The sequence below is a fragment of the Christiangramia pacifica genome (genome assembly GCF_057221535.1).
In genome coordinates this window covers 3,273,421-3,288,692 of record NZ_CM170146.1, presented here as the reverse complement: position 1 = coordinate 3,288,692, position 15,272 = coordinate 3,273,421, and the positions used below count along the sequence as shown (strand labels likewise).

Genomic DNA, 15,272 nt, shown 5'->3' with positions numbered 1-15,272 from the left:
CGAGTTAAGGGATTTTTTTATGGTTAAAAGATTGGTTACTCGGCTGTGTTAGCCATTTCAACCAATTTAATTCTGAACACTAAGTCTGTGTTTGGTGGAATTGCTCTACCGTATCCTCTTTCTCCATAACCTAAATGACTAGGTATGAAAACAACAGCTTCATCTCCAATTTTCATTTGTTGCATGGCTTCCTTAAAGCCAGGAATCATGGGTGCATCCGGGCCATACATTGTAGTCATTGGCCCATAACCAATACTCTGAGCTCTCTGTTCGCTGTAGATATTCATTTCTTTAGCCAGATCCTCTTTACTAGTATCGAAAATAGTACCGTCTACAAAATAACCTTCATAGTCTACCAGTACTTTCTGACCATTTTTAGGCTTTTCTCCATCACCTTCGTTTTCAAAGTAGATCTTAAGACCACTGTCTAGTGAATCAGCTTTTGCTTCAAGCTCTTCAAATTCCTGAACCATTTGGTCTTTCTGTTCTTGCATTGCTTTTGCTTCTGCTTCTTTTTCAGCGTCAATTTCAGCAAGACGGGTTTCGAATACTTTTGGAGCATCAAAATTCTTGGCAGCTTTTCCTTTACGGATGATGTTCACTTCATTCATGGTCACATCTTTAACAGGGCGATCACGAGGTCCAGTTTCAACCTTTCCGATAGAATCTACAACATCCTGGCCTTTAACCACTTTTCCGAAAACAGTATGTCTTCCGTCAAGCTGAGCTACAGGTCCAAGAGTAATGAAAAACTGACTTCCGTTCGTTCCAGGTCCGGCATTAGCCATGGAAAGAATTCCTTTCGAATCGTGACTTAAAGAATCAACGAATTCATCCGGATATTTGTATCCAGGTCCGCCGCTTCCAGTTCCGGTTGGGTCTCCACCCTGGATCACGAATCCATCAATCACACGGTGAAAGATCAATCCGTCATAATACTTTTTGTCTTTATAAGTGCTGTCAGCCATTTTGCTATTTCCTTCAGCAAGGGATACAAAGCTGGCAACGGTCATTGGTGTTTCTTCAAAATAAAGTTCAGCAACTACAGGTCCCATAGATGTATTGAATTCTGCATACATTCCATCTTCCAGTTCCGGATATTCCTCGTTGCAAGAGAATAGGCTTAGTGCCACTGTTAATAATAAAAATAGACTTTTTGTTTTCATCTGTAAATTTTGATTTGTTTTGCTTGAGATGTATTGAAAAATAAGGGTTTAGGATAAAATATCGTAAACCCAAATCTTATTAAAATTTTAATTGTTTGTATCGTTAACCGTTTCTGGCTTAATATCTCGTAAGGTTACCCTGGTCATAATAGGAACATTACTTCCAATCTTTTTTTGGTCTCCGTAGTAACCAAAGGCTTTATGAGATGGAAATAAAAAGGTCACAGTTTCTCCCTCTTTCATCAATTTAAGTCCCTGTCTAAGGCCGGTAAAAAGTTCCTCCTTATCCATGGCATATTCACGGGTAGCTTTTTCACCTTCAGCATAAATAGCTTCTCCTTCAATGGTTGAAATTGAATAATCAAAAACAACCACATCGCCAAATTCCGGAGTTTTGGTATTCAAGGAATCGGTAGATTTATCATTATAATAATACCAGAATCCATCGGCAGAAGAAAGGTAATCTGTATTGGTGTTCTTCCCCATTACCTGTTTGATGTAATCTTCTTCCTGTGCGATCATCTCCTTGTTTCTCTCTACAGATTCATCAATATATGAACCGCTATTTTGGGAGACCGGGCGTCGCGCTTCAGGAGATTTGCAACTAACCACGAATAGAGCCAGGAATATTATGCTTAGAATTCTCATTTTTTCAGTTGTTCAGAATATTCAGGTAAAATGTTATTAAACCTTACTATCGTATCATTCAGCGAAATATTACTTTTTCCACCTGCAGCATTTATATGTCCGCCACCTTCAAAATGCGCTCTGGCAAATTTATTAACATCAAAATCACCTTTAGATCTGAAAGAAATCTTGACAAGGTCTTCATTTTCTTTTTCAATGAAAATTACTGCAAAAATAATTCCGTCTAAAGAAAGGCCGTAATTCACAAAACCTTCTGTGTCTCCTTTTTTGAAGTTGTGTTTATCAAGTTCTTCCTGGGATAGACTGATATAGGCCGTTCTCAACTCTTTATTGACCTTTAAATTTTTCAAAGCAGTTCCTAATAACTGCAGCTTGGTCTCAGAATTAGTGTCGTAAATATTATTATGTATCTGGGCGTTATCAGCTCCCTTCTCAATAAGGTCTGCGATCGCTTTATGTGTATTGCTTGAAGTTGATGCAAACCTGAACGAACCGGTATCGGTCATGATTCCTGTATACAAACAGGTGGCGATCTCAGGAGTTATCTTTTTATTGGCTCGCAATTTATCAATGAACCTGTATACCATTTCACAGGTTGAGCTCATTGTGGAATCACTATAGGTATAATCGGCATAATCTGAAGGTTCCTGGTGATGGTCTATCATTACGAAAACTGCCTTAGACGCCAATAAAGATTCCTGCATGCTTCCGCATCTGGAAAGATTATTAAAATCCAAAGTAAAAATGATCTGAGCTTCGGCAATAATTTTATCTGCCTTTTCTTTTTCAGATTCATAGATCACCACTTCATCGCTTCCCGGTAACCATTTTAAAAAATGCGGATAATCGTTCGGCGCTATCACAGTTGCATTGTGACCTTTATCTCTAAGGAAATGTAAAAGTCCTAAAGTAGATCCCATGGCATCGCCATCGGGGCCTTTGTGCGGAACAATTACGATGTTATCGGCTTTGGCAAGTTCAGCCGTTATTTCCAGAATTCTTGTATCTATCATAATCAGGGCTAAATATACAATTTAATAATACTTAAGAAATACTGGAAGCTTTAAATTTGTAATCCTAAAACCAACTGATGAAAAACATTTTAAAGCTTCTCCCGGCGTTTTTATTTCTGCTTTCCTGCAGTAGCTCTAATAATCTGAATTCAAATTTCGAGGACGATTTTACCATCGCTTTTGGAAGTTGTAATCGTGAAGACGAACCGCAGCCATTATGGGACGCTATTTTGAAAAATGATCCGGAAGTTTTTTTGTGGGGTGGCGATAATATCTATTCTGATACCGATGATGCTGAAAAGATGAAAGCCGCATATACTATGCAGTTGCAGAATGAAGGTTACCAGAGATTGTTAAGCACTACAGAAGTATTCGGAATTTGGGATGATCATGATTACGGACTCAATGACGGAGGGAAAGAATGGCATTTTAAAGAAAAGAGTCAGCAGTTATTCCTGGATTTTATGGATGTTCCTGAAAACAGTCCTAAAAGAAATAGGGAAGGAGTATATAGCTCAGAAATATTCGAAACTGGAAAGGGTAGTGTGAAAGTTATTCTTTTAGATACACGATACTTTAGAGATGAACTTTTAAAAAGCGATGATCGTGGTAAAAGATATCAGCCTTCTGAAGGAAGTATTCTTGGAGAAAAACAATGGAACTGGCTGGAAGAAGAATTGACTAGCAGTAAAGCCGATTTTAATGTCATACTTTCCAGTATTCAGATCCTTTCCGCGGAGCACGGTTTTGAAACCTGGGGTAATTTCCCTTCCGAAGTTGATAAGTTGAAAGATTTGATAGTTATTTCAGAAGCTAAGAATGTGGTTCTTTTAAGCGGAGACCGTCATATTTCAGAGTTTTCAGCCACAGAGGTGAATGGTCTTAATTATCCTCTGGTAGATTTCACTTCCAGCGGACTCACGCATACCTACGAAGAATTTAGCGGAGAACCTAATAAATACAGAGTAGGAGAGGTGATAAAAGTTAAAAGTTTTGGCTTGTTGAAATTCGATTTTGAAGGAAAAAGAGTGCTTATGGAGATGCGGGGAGAAGCTAATAAAATGCTGCAGGATTACATGCTTGAATTCCAGTAGGTCAACATAAAACCTTAAAGGACTTGTATATGGAAAGGAATTAATTATTTTTGCACCAAATTTAAAAACCATACAATGGCAGATAATAGAACATTCACCATGATTAAGCCAGATGCAGTAGAGAACGGGCATATTGGTGGAATACTAGATCAGATCACAGCTTCTGGATTCAGAATCGTAGCAATGAAGCTTACTCAAATGACTCAGAGAGATGCAGAAACTTTTTATGCGATCCATAAAGAGCGTCCATTTTTCGGAGAATTAGTAGAATTCATGACTCGTGGTCCTATCGTTGCGGCTATTCTTGAAAAAGACAACGCTGTAGAAGATTTCAGAACTCTTATTGGAGCTACCAACCCTGAAGAGGCTGCTGAAGGAACAATCAGAAAGAAATACGCTAAGAGCATTGGAGAAAATGCTGTTCACGGAAGTGATAGCGATGAGAATGCACAAATTGAAGGTGCTTTTCATTTTGCAGGAAGAGAGATGTTCTAAGCGAACAATTTCAATAAATAAAAAAACCGGACTCAAAAAGTCCGGTTTTTTTTGCTTTATAATTTGCCCAACGGAGTACTGTAGAAGCCGAAAAAATGAGATGCTGAAAAATATTCAGCATGAAGGTCTTTAAAGCACGTCCCCTGAACCTGATTCAGGGTATGAATCTTTATATGCTATTCTACTTTATCAGTGGTTCTTTCCGAAAAACTGACTTTAATACATACCTTCCATTTTGATCTTTATCCAATCTTGGCGAAAGTATCACGGTAATAATTGCTGAACCGATCATCAAATAAAGATGATCAATACCTGGAATGAGTAGACCTATCAAATACCTAATCACCGTAAATATGATTATAAATGAAAAGAAATAGATTAGAAATACTTTGACTTTATGACTCATAATGATAGAACAAATTGTCTGCTTAGTTAATTATCTTAAAACAAGTTTCGAAATGATATCTTGGCCCATCTCTTCATTGAGGTTTCTAATGATCTTTTCCTTACCGTAACTCAATTCTTCTCTCAATACTGAAGAACTCAATTGTACAAAAAGGGTATCATTTTTCAGTTTCAGGCCGGTAGTATATTTGTCTATTGCCGGACCCATCTGGCTTTTCCAAACGTCTCTGACTTTTACTTCGTTCAGACCTTTCTTGTCCAGTTTATTTTCATCCACGAAACTTTTGAGCAGATCGCCCAGTTTCATTTCCTCATTCTTGCGTCTCTTCTTCATTTTGGCTTAGTAAAGGTTCATATCTCTGGTAGTAGTACTTTTTATCATCACGATTAAGGACCACCAGTTTTTCATCAGTGGCTTCCAAAACTTCTTCTTTCCAATGGTCAAAAGGCGTAAAATAATATAGCATCAATTTGCCATCCTCCACCCTTGCCGTTATATTTTCTGAATCATTGGAAACTTCTATAAAATCTCCATCTATTTTTGGTTTCAGTTTTTTTCTGATCCCTGTAGAGTCCTTAATTTCAATATAATCTATAAGCTGACTTAATCCATATTCTACAACCGAATCATTTTTAATCTGCACTTTTTCTATCTGCCAGTATCCGTTAAGGTTTTTGATCTGTTCCTGCGGATCTTTATTGGTGCAGGCGATGATGCTGAAAATTGAAAAAAATAAGATCAGTTTTTTCAAAGCTTGAAAATTTTATAGGATTGATTACTGCTTTTTACCACTTTTTCGGTCCTGTCTGCATGTGTGTCGCTCAAAAATATCTGGCCCAATTCATTTGTCGCTACTAAAGCCACAATATGAGCTACACGATTTTCGTCAAGTTTATCAAAGATATCATCCAGCAGCAAAATTGGGTTGACTTTGCTAATCTGTTTAATAAAATCAAACTGAGCAAGTTTTAATGCGATCAGAAATGATTTTTGCTGTCCCTGGGATCCGAATTTTTTAATAGGATGTCCCGTAATTTCGAAGCTAAGGTCATCTTTGTGTGTTCCTACGGAAGTATATTGTAAAGCCATGTCTTTCTGAAGATTCTCTTCCAGCAGGTTGGCCAGGGAATCATCAAAAAGCTGACTTTTATAATTGATATCTACGTTTTCCTTATTATCAGTAATATCAGCATAGCGCTTATTAAAAATAGGAATGAATTCCTGGAGAAACTCTTTCCTTTTTTCAAATAAATCCTGTCCCAGGCTGCTTAGCTGAAGATTATAGACTTCCAGGGTATCACGCTCAAATGTGTTATTTGCGGCGAAATATTTTAAAAGTGAATTTCTCTGGGATATCAGCTTAGTGTATTGCAGAAGTTTATTCAGATATACCTGGTCACTCTGTGAGATCACACCATCCATAAACTTTCTCCTGGTTTCCGATCCTTCAATAATAAGGTCTCTGTCTGCCGGTGAAATAATGACCGTCGGGATAAAACCAATATGATCACTTAATTTATCATAGGCTTTGTTATTCCGTTTGATCAGTTTTTTTTGTCCCTTTTTTGCGCTGGCAAGAATCTTTTCAGATTTATCATTCTTCTCAAATTCACCTTCAATCACAAAAAAATCAGAATCATGGTTGATATTCTGGGAAGTAACCGGGTTAAAATAGCTTTTTCCGAAGGAGAGATGATAGATACTGTCCAGAACGTTAGTTTTCCCTACCCCGTTATTCCCAACCAGGCAGTTGATCTTTTCATCGAAATCAAATTCAGCCGTCTTAAGATTCTTGTAATTAAGGAGACTAAGATTTTTTAAATGCATAAATCGCTGTGTTTCAGCTGAAAGTTCAATAATTGATAGTTGCGGAACAGAGCCGCAAAAGGACTCCAAATTATTCAAAAAATACAAATATTTTCTCTTTTAATTTTCACAAAAAATTATATTTTTGCCACGCATTAAAAATTTTTTATGGCAACATATAAGAAAAGAGGATACAAGCCTTCCAACCAGGAGGAGAGAGAACACCACGCAGAACAGGAATCTACAACTGCTGAAGTTTTTAACACTTTAGATGAGGGAGCAAGTAAGACCGAAACCTGGGTCGCCGATAATCAGAAATATATCTACATTATTGTTGGTGTCGCTATTGTTGCTGTTTTAGGTTATTTAGGATACAACCGTTTTATTCATGAGCCAAAGCAAAATGAAGCTGCTAATGAAATGGCACAGGCAGAGACTTATATGGCTTCAGCTTTAAGAGCAACCGGAGCGCAGAGTGATTCTCTATACAACCTTGCTCTTAACGGAGGTGAGGGTAAATACGGATTTTTAGATATTATTGATAATTACGGTGGTACAGATGCGGCAAACCTTGCGCATTACAACGCTGGATTTGCTTATCTAAGAACAGGAAAATATCAGGAAGCCATCGAGCAATTAGAAGGTTTTAACAGTGATGATGAGATCTTTTCAGCTTTGGCTACCGGAGGAATAGGTGACGCTTTTATGCAGTTAGATCAACCAGAGGAAGCTCTTGGTTATTATGAGAAAGCTGCTGAAATGAGAGCTAATTCTTTTACCACCCCAAAATTTTTATTAAAAGCTGCCATCACGGCAATTCAGGTTGGTGATGCAGAGGCCGCGGAAGGATACCTTCTTCAAATTGAAGATGAGTATGCTGATGCTCCAGAGGCTGAAAAGGTGCCAATTTACCTAGGTCAGGCTCGCGCTATGAAAAACTAACATATGGCTACAGAAGGTAATAACCTTTCACAATACGATAAAGATACGATCCCAAACGCGAAAGATTTTCGGTTTGGGATCGTTGTTTCTGAGTGGAATGATGAGATCACAGAAGGATTATTTCAAGGTGCATTTGATGCCTGGATAGATAATGGAGTTCAAAAGGAGAATATCGTGAGATGGAATGTTCCCGGTAGTTTTGAGCTTATTTACGGTTGTAAGAAAATGCAGGAAAGCTTTGAGATGCTTGATGCTATTGTTGCTGTAGGAAGTGTGATCCAGGGAGAAACCAAGCATTTTGATTTTGTTTGTGAGGGCGTAACCCAGGGAATCAAAGATCTAAATGTACAGATAGATATCCCAGTGATTTTCTGTGTACTAACCGATAACAATATCGAGCAATCACGTGCCCGCAGTGGTGGAAAGCATGGCAATAAAGGTACTGAAGCGGCGATTGCGGCCATTAAAATGGCGCAATTGCGTAAGGATGCTAAGTTCTATAAGGGTTAAATTTTTTCGCTATCGGTTTTCAAAACGGCATCGTTATTGCTATTTTTATTAATACTCATAGACTTCGGATTTTTGAAGCATTTTGAGTAAATTTGGATCAGCAAACATTCTACAGTTTTGAAAATCAATCTAGGCAAAATCAGAAAGAACACCAGGTATAACTATACCCCGAGATATTATAAGGGTAAAGATACCGGCAATATCTATGATTTTGATTCTAAGTTCAATAAGTATAGAGAAGCGACCAACGCGATAGATTTTGGTTCCCATTGGGCTGAAGCACGAGAATCCAGCCGTACTCGAGGAAATAGAAGTATTAATCGCCGCGTGATCTATATCATTATTGTTTTACTTTTCATATGTCTGTGGATATTAGACTTTGATTTATCCATTTTCTCGAATCCCCGTTAAATGAGTGACATAATTCAACTGTTGCCCGATCATGTTGCAAACCAGATCGCTGCGGGTGAAGTGGTGCAACGTCCGGCTTCAGTAATAAAAGAACTTCTCGAAAATTCTATAGATGCCCAGGCTGGTAAGATCCAGGTGGTGATTAAAGATGCCGGTAAAACTCTTGTTCAGATAGTGGATGATGGAATAGGTATGAGTCTTACCGATGCCAGAATGAGTTTTGAAAGGCATGCAACTTCAAAAATAAAATTAGCAGACGATCTTTTTTCTTTGAAAACAAAAGGCTTCCGTGGAGAGGCTCTTGCTTCTATCGCGGCGATTGCGCATGTAGAGTTGAGAACCAGGACAGAAAATGATGAGGTTGGAACCTGCCTGAAAGTAGAAGGTAGCCAAGTAGTTTCCCAGGATGCTTGCGTAACACCAAAAGGAACTAACATCTGCGTAAAGAATCTTTTCTATAATATTCCGGCCCGCCGTAACTTTTTAAAATCAGATAATGTCGAATTAAGGCATATCATTGATGAATTTCAAAGAGTTGCCTTTGCTCATCCCGATATCAGCTTTTCCTTAACACATAACGGAAGCGAACTTTTTCAGCTTCCTGTTGCCAATTTCAGGCAGAGAATTACAAATATTCTTGGAGGGAAAACCAATGAAAAACTGGTACCTGTAGAAGAAGATACAGAAATCGTCAAAATATCCGGATTTGTTGGAAAACCCGAATTTGCCAAAAAAAGCAGGGGAGAACAGTTCTTTTTTGTGAATGATAGATTTATAAAAAGTCCCTATTTAAATCACGCCGTTACTGCTGCGTACGAAGGACTTTTAAAAGAGAAATCATACCCGAGTTATTTCTTGTATTTACAGGTAGATCCAAAATCTATCGATATCAATATTCATCCGACCAAAACGGAAATCAAATTTGATGATGAGCATGCGTTATATGCGATCCTGAAAAGTTCCATTAAGCATAGTCTGGGACAGTTCAACGTGGCTCCGATGCTTGATTTTGAAAGAGACTCTGAACTGGATACTCCATACGATTATAAAAATAAAGAGGCGGATGTGCCGCAGGTGGAAGTAGATAGAAATTTCAATCCATTCCAGAATGACAATGCATCCAGAACTCAATTTTCAGGAGGAACCAATTTTAAAAAGGATAAGCCGGCAGAATGGGAAAGTCTATATTCCGGCATGCAGTCTGAAACTGAAGTAGAAACCGATATCCGCCAAATTGAATTTGAGAGTGAAGAGGTGACCGGTAACTTATTCGGTGCCAAGGAAGAACAAACGGAAAAATCTACTTTTCAGCTTCAGAAAAAATATATTGTATCAACTTTAAAAAGCGGTATACTGGTCATAGATCAGCACCGTGCCCATACGAGAGTTTTATATGAAGAATTACTGAAAAACATAACTGTCTCATCAGCAGTTAGTCAGCAATTGTTATTTCCTTTAAGACTTCAATTTAATGCTCATGAAGTTGAAATGCTGAAAGAGATCAGGGATTCCTTAGAACAAACAGGTTTTATATTTTCCGCGATCAACAAAGATGAAGTTGAAATTAGCGGAATTCCAACTTTGATCTCTGAAAGTGAAGTTGAAATATTACTGGAGCAACTCATAGCAGATTTTGAAAAAGATGTGCCCGATAATGGTTTTTCACAAACTGATCTTCTGGCAAAATCTTTAGCAAATTCCATGGCGGTAAGGTCTGGAACTTTGCTCAATTCAGCTGAACAACAACATATAGTAAACAGATTATTTGCCTGTAAAGAGCCGGCACTTAGTCCATCTAATAAAACCGTGTTCACTACGTTATCTGTAGATGAACTGGATAAAAAATTTGCCTGATGGGAAGAATGACAGAAACCGTTAAGGTTCTCCTGATTATCAATGTAATATTCTTTATTGGAAGCCAGCTGCTTGGTGATGTCGCTTATGAATATTTCGCATTGTGGTTTATTAAAAATCCGAATTTCCAGTTCTGGCAGATCGTAACTCATATGTTTATGCATGGAGGGTTCATGCATATTCTTTTCAATATGTATGCATTATGGGCATTTGGAAGTCCTATAGAACAAATGTTGGGGCAGAAGAGATTTTTGTTCTTCTATTTTTCTGCAGGAATCGGTGCCGCCTTACTGCATACCCTGGTGAATTTCTATGCTTATCAGAAAGGATTCAACGGACTTCTGGAATTGGGCTGGACACCGCCTGAAGTGATGAGTTTTATCCAGGAAGCATATGCGACAAACAGGTTTAGAATTCCTGAGGGTATAGACGAAGTTACATTGCGTTCTATGCTTGAAGCTTTTTCATCTCCGGCGGTAGGAGCTTCCGGAGCAATTTATGGTATCCTGGTGGCCTTTGGAATGATGTTCCCGAATGTGGAACTGTTCCTACTTTTTGTACCGGTTCCTATCAAAGCAAAGTATTTTATTCCCGGATTAATTGCCTTAGATTTGTTTTCAGGTTTCACCGGATATTCTTTATTTGGTGGTTCCATTGCGCATTTCGCTCATATCGGAGGGGCCCTATTCGGTTTTATAATGATGTATTACTGGAAGAAAAATCAGTTTAATAACAATCGCTGGTACTAATGATGTCATCAGATAGAATTAAATATAAGATCCAGACCGCAACGGTTACTGAAAAGCTCATTGCTATCAATGTGCTGGTTTTTATATTATTCTTTCTGTTTAAAACCATTGCCTTTTTATTCCAGTTCCCTTCAGATTTTCTAACGGAATGGTTCGTGTTTCCAAAAGAACCCATGGAATTTTTGATGAAGCCGTGGTCTATTATTACATATTCGTTTTTACACAGCGGTATCTGGCATATTCTTTCAAATATGTTGATCCTGTATTTTTCCGGGATATATTTTCTGAACTATTTTTCTCCCAAACGTTTACTGAACTATTACTTTCTGGGAGTAATTATCGGGGCTTTAGTTTATATGCTTAGCTATAACCTGTTTCCAGCCTTTCAGGGCACGGGAAAATCATATCTTATGGGAGCTTCGGCCGGAGTGATGGCAGTACTAATTGGTATTGCTTCCCATGTTCCAAATATGCGGGTAAGATTGATGCTGATAGGTAGTGTAAAATTCTGGTGGATCGCTGCTTTCCTGGTTGTTCTGGATTTGATTCAGATCCCGATGGGTAACGCCGGTGGTCACCTTGCTCATCTTGGTGGTGCGGCGCTTGGATATATCTATACCAATCAGCTTCAGAAAGGGAATGATATAGGAAAATGGTTTGAAAATATTGTAGATTCCTTAGCTTCCTTGTTTAAACCGCGAGAAAGAAAGGCGAAGATGAAAACGGTTCATCGCACTGGAAAAACCACTGCAAGACAGCCTAGAACCAGCAATAAGTTTGATAAAAACGAAAAGCAGAAAAGAGTAGATGCTATTCTTGATAAAATCAGCAAAAGCGGTTATGAAAGCCTGAGTAAAGAAGAAAAGGACTTTTTGTTCCAGGCTGGAAAAGAAGATTAAATGAAGAAACTGAATCTCTTTGATAAATTCATTTTTATCCTGAATTCATTAGCAGCCACGGCGCTGCTTTTTTCATATCTGCTGCCTTTAATACCGCCAAAAACATTTCCTTTACTATCTGTACTTAGCCTCGGAGTTCCGGTATTGATCATTCTTAACGCAGTTTTCCTGGTATACTGGATAATCAGAATGAAGCGGCAGATGCTTCTGTCTCTAATAATTCTGATCCTTGGTTATAATTACATTGTTACATTCGTTAAATTTTCAGAATCGGAGACCGAGGAGAATGGAAGTTCAGATTTCTCATTGATGAGCTATAATGTCAGGATGTTTAATGCATACGAATGGACCTCACGCAAAGATATTCCGCAAAAGATCACTGGGTTTGTAAATGAGCAAGATCCTGATATCCTTTGCGTCCAGGAGCATTATATAGGTGCAGCTGAACTAGCCGATATATATCCTTACGAATATGTAAAGCTAAAAGGAAAAAATGCTGAATTTGGCTCTGCCATCTTTTCAAAATATCCCATAATCAACCAGGGATCTTTAGATTTTCCACATCAGGGGAATAACAATGCGATATTCACAGATATCGTTATCAACAAGAATGATACAGTAAGAGTTTTTAATGTGCATTTTCAATCTTTAAATATAAAGCCCGGTATAGATGACCTGCAAAAGGAAGATTCTAAAAAATTACTTGGTAGAATTGGTTACGGATTTTCCCTGCAACAGGAACAGGCTGAAATGCTGAACAAGGAACTGACTAAATCACCTTACAGAACGGTCATCGCCGGTGATTTTAATAACACCAGTTTTTCATATATCTACAAATTGGTAAAGCAGGACGGTAGATTTAAAGATGCCTTTCTAAAAGCAGGTTCAGGTTTTGGAAAAAGTTTCAAGCTAAATTACTTCCCGCTGAGAATCGATTTTCTACTAATTGAGGATAAAATGGAGATCACTGAATTTCAGAAATTTGAGGTAGATTACTCAGATCATTATCCGATTTTAACCAAGATCAAGTTTTAATTGCTGATTTTCCAGGTAGCTTAAAGCTGCATTTCCCTCATTAAAAATAAGATCTAGTATACAGAGATTTGAAAGAAATCCTGCTTTTGAATCGAAAACCTGCGTATAGGGATCATTCTTGAAACCATTGTCAGTTTTAGCATTTACCAGGTCTCTGTAATTTATGGCTTCCTCTGGATTTAGAATATACTCTTCAGTTTTCTGAAAATCGAAGTCAACTTGCAGGCAATCTGCTACAAACTCCATGCATTCATAGTTCAGATCTAACAGGTATTTAAATTCCTTATGATAAATAGGATATAGCTCATCTTCGTAGAATTCAAAGAACGGAGAGGTCTGGTAGGAAGCCTTAAAAGCTCTCCAATGCTGTTTCTGCCACTCAAAATCGTTCTCTATCTGAATGTCCTTATATTTCTGATGACCTTTGTTGCTTAAGCCTAATGCTGCTCTGTGTTTAATTGGAATATTCAGCGTTAGTTTACCATTGGCATCATAGATATACATCCGATTTCTGTAGGTCTGTTTCTGGTAATTATCCTCATTTTCAAATAATACCTTTTCTGCATGGACCATAGCCACCCACTGACTAATTGGGCCAAAATAGGAGGGATGTAGTAAAACAGGTTTCATGATGATTAGGCCTCTCTACGTTTTTTGAAATATCTCCATCCGAAGAAAATAACCAGAACGATAAGAAAATACGGTAAAAATGAAGTCGGTTCACCGTCACCTTTAACCGTGGTGAAAACACGATCCCACCTTATCTTGTCAAAACCGCTCGCATTTGAATCCCAGCTAAGCCAGATAAATACAGGTTTACCAACTACATGATTTGCTGGAACGTATCCCCAGGTACGACTATCTTCAGAATTACTGCGGTTATCACCCATCATCCAGTAATAATCCTGTTTGAAAGTATAGCTGTCAATCGGCTGACCATTTAATAAAACCTGTGTTCCGCTAATTTTTAACGTGTTGTCCAATCCAAATTCAGACCCTTCATAAGTTTCAATGATCTCTTTATAAAAAGCCATGGATTCCGGAGTGATCTCTACCGTAGCCCCTTCTTTCGGAATATAAATAGGACCAAAATTGTCATTATTCCAGCTACGCTTTCCATCGTTAGGAAATAAGCTGGACTTTTTGACTCCAGCTGAATCTGTATATCTGCGGAGAGAAGCTACATTAGGATGATTCTTAAATCGCTCATATGCTTCATCAGATAATGACTGAATTACGAACGCATTGTTATTTGGGTTATAGCTGTAACCATCAGTGATATCATATAACTTGTACAGAGTTTGCGGGTTGAAAGGTTGACCTTTAGTTTGACCCACATAGGTGAATTGTGGTTTAGCCCGGTCTGGTAACACCAATTGCTCGCCATTTATATGAACATATCCATCAACCACTGAAAGTGAATCGCCTGGCACACCAACCGCTCTCTTTACGTAATTCGATTTTTTGTCTATTGGTTTTTTATAATATTTCCCATCGCCGTATTGCTGAAATGCATTTACGGTATCTACAGGCCAGTTAAAAACAACAATATCGTTTCGTTCTATATTCTCAAATCCTGGAAATCTGAAATAAGGGATCTGTGGTTTATTTAAATAAGATTTAATTCCCAGAATTGGAATGGTATCATGCACCATTGGAAAAGCCACAGCAGTTTGTGGAGCCCTGGCACCATAATGAAATTTACTTACAAAGAGGAAGTCACCAACCAGTAAGGTTTTCTCTAGGGAAGAAGTTGGAATGGTAAATGGCTGCATAAAGTAAGTATGTACGATTGTCGCAGCGATCACAGCAAATAGTACGGAACTTATCCATTCTCCAGCCTCCGTTCTTGGCTTTAGGTCACGATCTACGATATAGGCATCATCTGTCGCATAATTCACATAATAGATATAGAATCCGAGGGTCAATATCACCGCGATGGTTTCCGCAGTGCTATTTCTTCCAAAACTTCTGATGGTTTCCACCCAGATCACCGGAATAATGATTAGGTTAACTATTGGTATGAACATCAGAATAACCCACCACCAGGGCCGGTTGATGATTTTCATTAAAACTACCGCGTTATATACAGGAATTGCAGCTTCCCAGGCTTTTCTGCCAGCTCTTTGATATAATTTCCAGGTTCCTAGAAAATGAACTACCTGGATAAGCAGGAAAAAAATGAACCATTCAGTAAATGTCATATTCTAATTTCTTTACAGTGTAAGGCAGATTTTACCTTTA

Annotated in this window: 17 protein-coding genes; 9 read left to right on the top strand and 8 right to left on the bottom strand. The window is 38.1% G+C overall.

All coding sequences use genetic code 11. The annotated features are described in order from the left end of the window. Nucleotides 1-35: 35 nt before the first annotated feature. The 3 genes from AC2S94_RS15115 to AC2S94_RS15105 form a co-directional block, all read right to left on the bottom strand. Nucleotides 36-1,166 (bottom strand): peptidylprolyl isomerase, encoded by a 1,131-nt coding sequence (locus AC2S94_RS15115; protein WP_484629380.1) that lies wholly within the window; start codon nucleotides 1,164-1,166, stop codon nucleotides 36-38. Between the two features lie 87 nt (nucleotides 1,167-1,253). Next, nucleotides 1,254-1,814 carry a gliding motility-associated peptidyl-prolyl isomerase GldI gene (gldI, locus tag AC2S94_RS15110; protein ID WP_484629379.1) on the bottom strand — a complete coding sequence of 187 codons (561 nt, stop codon included), beginning with the start codon at nucleotides 1,812-1,814 and terminating at the stop codon, nucleotides 1,254-1,256. Next, nucleotides 1,811-2,827, bottom strand: coding sequence for a DHH family phosphoesterase (locus tag AC2S94_RS15105; protein ID WP_484629378.1), 1,017 nt, complete (start codon nucleotides 2,825-2,827; stop codon nucleotides 1,811-1,813). Before AC2S94_RS15105 ends, gldI begins: the two co-directional genes overlap by 4 nt. 77 nt (nucleotides 2,828-2,904) lie before the next feature. Between AC2S94_RS15105 and AC2S94_RS15100 the strand changes: the two genes are divergently transcribed. After that, the gene (locus AC2S94_RS15100) at nucleotides 2,905-3,921 is read left to right on the top strand and encodes an alkaline phosphatase D family protein (protein ID WP_484629377.1); all 1,017 of its coding nucleotides are present in this window, start codon (nucleotides 2,905-2,907) and stop codon (nucleotides 3,919-3,921) included. A 75-nt stretch (nucleotides 3,922-3,996) separates the two neighbouring features. Continuing rightward, nucleotides 3,997-4,416 (top strand): nucleoside-diphosphate kinase, encoded by a 420-nt coding sequence (locus AC2S94_RS15095; protein ID WP_108172065.1) that lies wholly within the window; start codon nucleotides 3,997-3,999, stop codon nucleotides 4,414-4,416. A gap of 436 nt (nucleotides 4,417-4,852) precedes the next feature. Here the strand turns inward: AC2S94_RS15095 and AC2S94_RS15090 are convergent, their stop codons facing one another. Genes AC2S94_RS15090 through recF form a run of 3 tightly spaced genes read right to left on the bottom strand, consistent with a single transcriptional unit; the run spans nucleotide 4,853 to nucleotide 6,649 of the window. After that, on the bottom strand, nucleotides 4,853-5,155 hold the full coding sequence (locus tag AC2S94_RS15090; RefSeq protein ID WP_484629376.1) for a DciA family protein: 303 nt from the start codon (nucleotides 5,153-5,155) through the stop codon (nucleotides 4,853-4,855). Then, a complete protein-coding gene (locus AC2S94_RS15085) occupies nucleotides 5,133-5,573 on the bottom strand; it encodes a lipocalin family protein (RefSeq protein ID WP_484629375.1) in 441 nt (146 codons plus the stop codon). The genes AC2S94_RS15090 and AC2S94_RS15085 overlap by 23 nt, the downstream gene beginning before the upstream one ends. Further along, nucleotides 5,570-6,649 carry a DNA replication/repair protein RecF gene (recF, locus tag AC2S94_RS15080; protein WP_484629374.1) on the bottom strand — a complete coding sequence of 360 codons (1,080 nt, stop codon included), beginning with the start codon at nucleotides 6,647-6,649 and terminating at the stop codon, nucleotides 5,570-5,572. The genes AC2S94_RS15085 and recF overlap by 4 nt, the downstream gene beginning before the upstream one ends. A 147-nt stretch (nucleotides 6,650-6,796) precedes the next feature. Here recF and AC2S94_RS15075 point away from each other — a divergent pair, with 147 nt between their 5' ends. The 7 genes from AC2S94_RS15075 (at nucleotide 6,797) to AC2S94_RS15045 (ending at nucleotide 13,028) form a co-directional block, all read left to right on the top strand. After that, nucleotides 6,797-7,570, top strand: coding sequence for a tetratricopeptide repeat protein (locus tag AC2S94_RS15075; protein WP_484629373.1), 774 nt, complete (start codon nucleotides 6,797-6,799; stop codon nucleotides 7,568-7,570). Between the two features lie 3 nt (nucleotides 7,571-7,573). Beyond that, on the top strand, nucleotides 7,574-8,080 hold the full coding sequence (gene ribH / locus AC2S94_RS15070) for a 6,7-dimethyl-8-ribityllumazine synthase (protein ID WP_484629372.1): 507 nt from the start codon (nucleotides 7,574-7,576) through the stop codon (nucleotides 8,078-8,080). Between the two features lie 117 nt (nucleotides 8,081-8,197). Continuing rightward, nucleotides 8,198-8,491 carry a hypothetical protein gene (locus AC2S94_RS15065; protein ID WP_484629371.1) on the top strand — a complete coding sequence of 98 codons (294 nt, stop codon included), beginning with the start codon at nucleotides 8,198-8,200 and terminating at the stop codon, nucleotides 8,489-8,491. Continuing rightward, a complete protein-coding gene (gene mutL, locus AC2S94_RS15060; RefSeq protein WP_484629370.1) occupies nucleotides 8,492-10,345 on the top strand; it encodes a DNA mismatch repair endonuclease MutL in 1,854 nt (617 codons plus the stop codon). Beyond that, the gene (locus tag AC2S94_RS15055; RefSeq protein WP_484629369.1) at nucleotides 10,345-11,094 is read left to right on the top strand and encodes a rhomboid family intramembrane serine protease; all 750 of its coding nucleotides are present in this window, start codon (nucleotides 10,345-10,347) and stop codon (nucleotides 11,092-11,094) included. Before mutL ends, AC2S94_RS15055 begins: the two co-directional genes overlap by 1 nt. Then, a complete protein-coding gene (locus tag AC2S94_RS15050; protein WP_484629368.1) occupies nucleotides 11,094-11,993 on the top strand; it encodes a rhomboid family intramembrane serine protease in 900 nt (299 codons plus the stop codon). The genes AC2S94_RS15055 and AC2S94_RS15050 overlap by 1 nt, the downstream gene beginning before the upstream one ends. Next, nucleotides 11,994-13,028, top strand: a complete 1,035-nt coding sequence (locus AC2S94_RS15045; protein ID WP_484629367.1) for an endonuclease/exonuclease/phosphatase family protein — start codon at nucleotides 11,994-11,996, stop codon at nucleotides 13,026-13,028. On the opposite strand, the gene AC2S94_RS15040 is transcribed toward AC2S94_RS15045, so the two are convergent. Next, entirely contained in the window at nucleotides 13,008-13,658 is a 651-nt protein-coding gene (locus AC2S94_RS15040) for a WbqC family protein (protein ID WP_484629366.1), read from the bottom strand. The two genes, AC2S94_RS15045 and AC2S94_RS15040, sit on opposite strands and share 21 nt — an antisense overlap. A gap of 5 nt (nucleotides 13,659-13,663) precedes the next feature. Further along, nucleotides 13,664-15,232 (bottom strand): signal peptidase I, encoded by a 1,569-nt coding sequence (gene lepB / locus AC2S94_RS15035; RefSeq protein ID WP_484629365.1) that lies wholly within the window; start codon nucleotides 15,230-15,232, stop codon nucleotides 13,664-13,666. Nucleotides 15,233-15,272: the final 40 nt, after the last annotated feature.

Coding starts and splice junctions, on each gene's coding strand:
- AC2S94_RS15115 (WP_484629380.1), bottom strand. CDS start 1,166: ATGAAAACAAAAAGTCTATTTTTATTATTAACAGTGGCACTAAGCCTA.
- gldI (WP_484629379.1), bottom strand. CDS start 1,814: ATGAGAATTCTAAGCATAATATTCCTGGCTCTATTCGTGGTTAGTTGC.
- AC2S94_RS15105 (WP_484629378.1), bottom strand. CDS start 2,827: ATGATAGATACAAGAATTCTGGAAATAACGGCTGAACTTGCCAAAGCC.
- AC2S94_RS15100 (WP_484629377.1), top strand. CDS start 2,905: ATGAAAAACATTTTAAAGCTTCTCCCGGCGTTTTTATTTCTGCTTTCC.
- AC2S94_RS15095 (WP_108172065.1), top strand. CDS start 3,997: ATGGCAGATAATAGAACATTCACCATGATTAAGCCAGATGCAGTAGAG.
- AC2S94_RS15090 (WP_484629376.1), bottom strand. CDS start 5,155: ATGAAGAAGAGACGCAAGAATGAGGAAATGAAACTGGGCGATCTGCTC.
- recF (WP_484629374.1), bottom strand. CDS start 6,649: ATGCATTTAAAAAATCTTAGTCTCCTTAATTACAAGAATCTTAAGACG.
- AC2S94_RS15075 (WP_484629373.1), top strand. CDS start 6,797: ATGGCAACATATAAGAAAAGAGGATACAAGCCTTCCAACCAGGAGGAG.
- ribH (WP_484629372.1), top strand. CDS start 7,574: ATGGCTACAGAAGGTAATAACCTTTCACAATACGATAAAGATACGATC.
- mutL (WP_484629370.1), top strand. CDS start 8,492: ATGAGTGACATAATTCAACTGTTGCCCGATCATGTTGCAAACCAGATC.
- AC2S94_RS15055 (WP_484629369.1), top strand. CDS start 10,345: ATGGGAAGAATGACAGAAACCGTTAAGGTTCTCCTGATTATCAATGTA.
- AC2S94_RS15050 (WP_484629368.1), top strand. CDS start 11,094: ATGATGTCATCAGATAGAATTAAATATAAGATCCAGACCGCAACGGTT.
- AC2S94_RS15045 (WP_484629367.1), top strand. CDS start 11,994: ATGAAGAAACTGAATCTCTTTGATAAATTCATTTTTATCCTGAATTCA.
- AC2S94_RS15040 (WP_484629366.1), bottom strand. CDS start 13,658: ATGAAACCTGTTTTACTACATCCCTCCTATTTTGGCCCAATTAGTCAG.
- lepB (WP_484629365.1), bottom strand. CDS start 15,232: ATGACATTTACTGAATGGTTCATTTTTTTCCTGCTTATCCAGGTAGTT.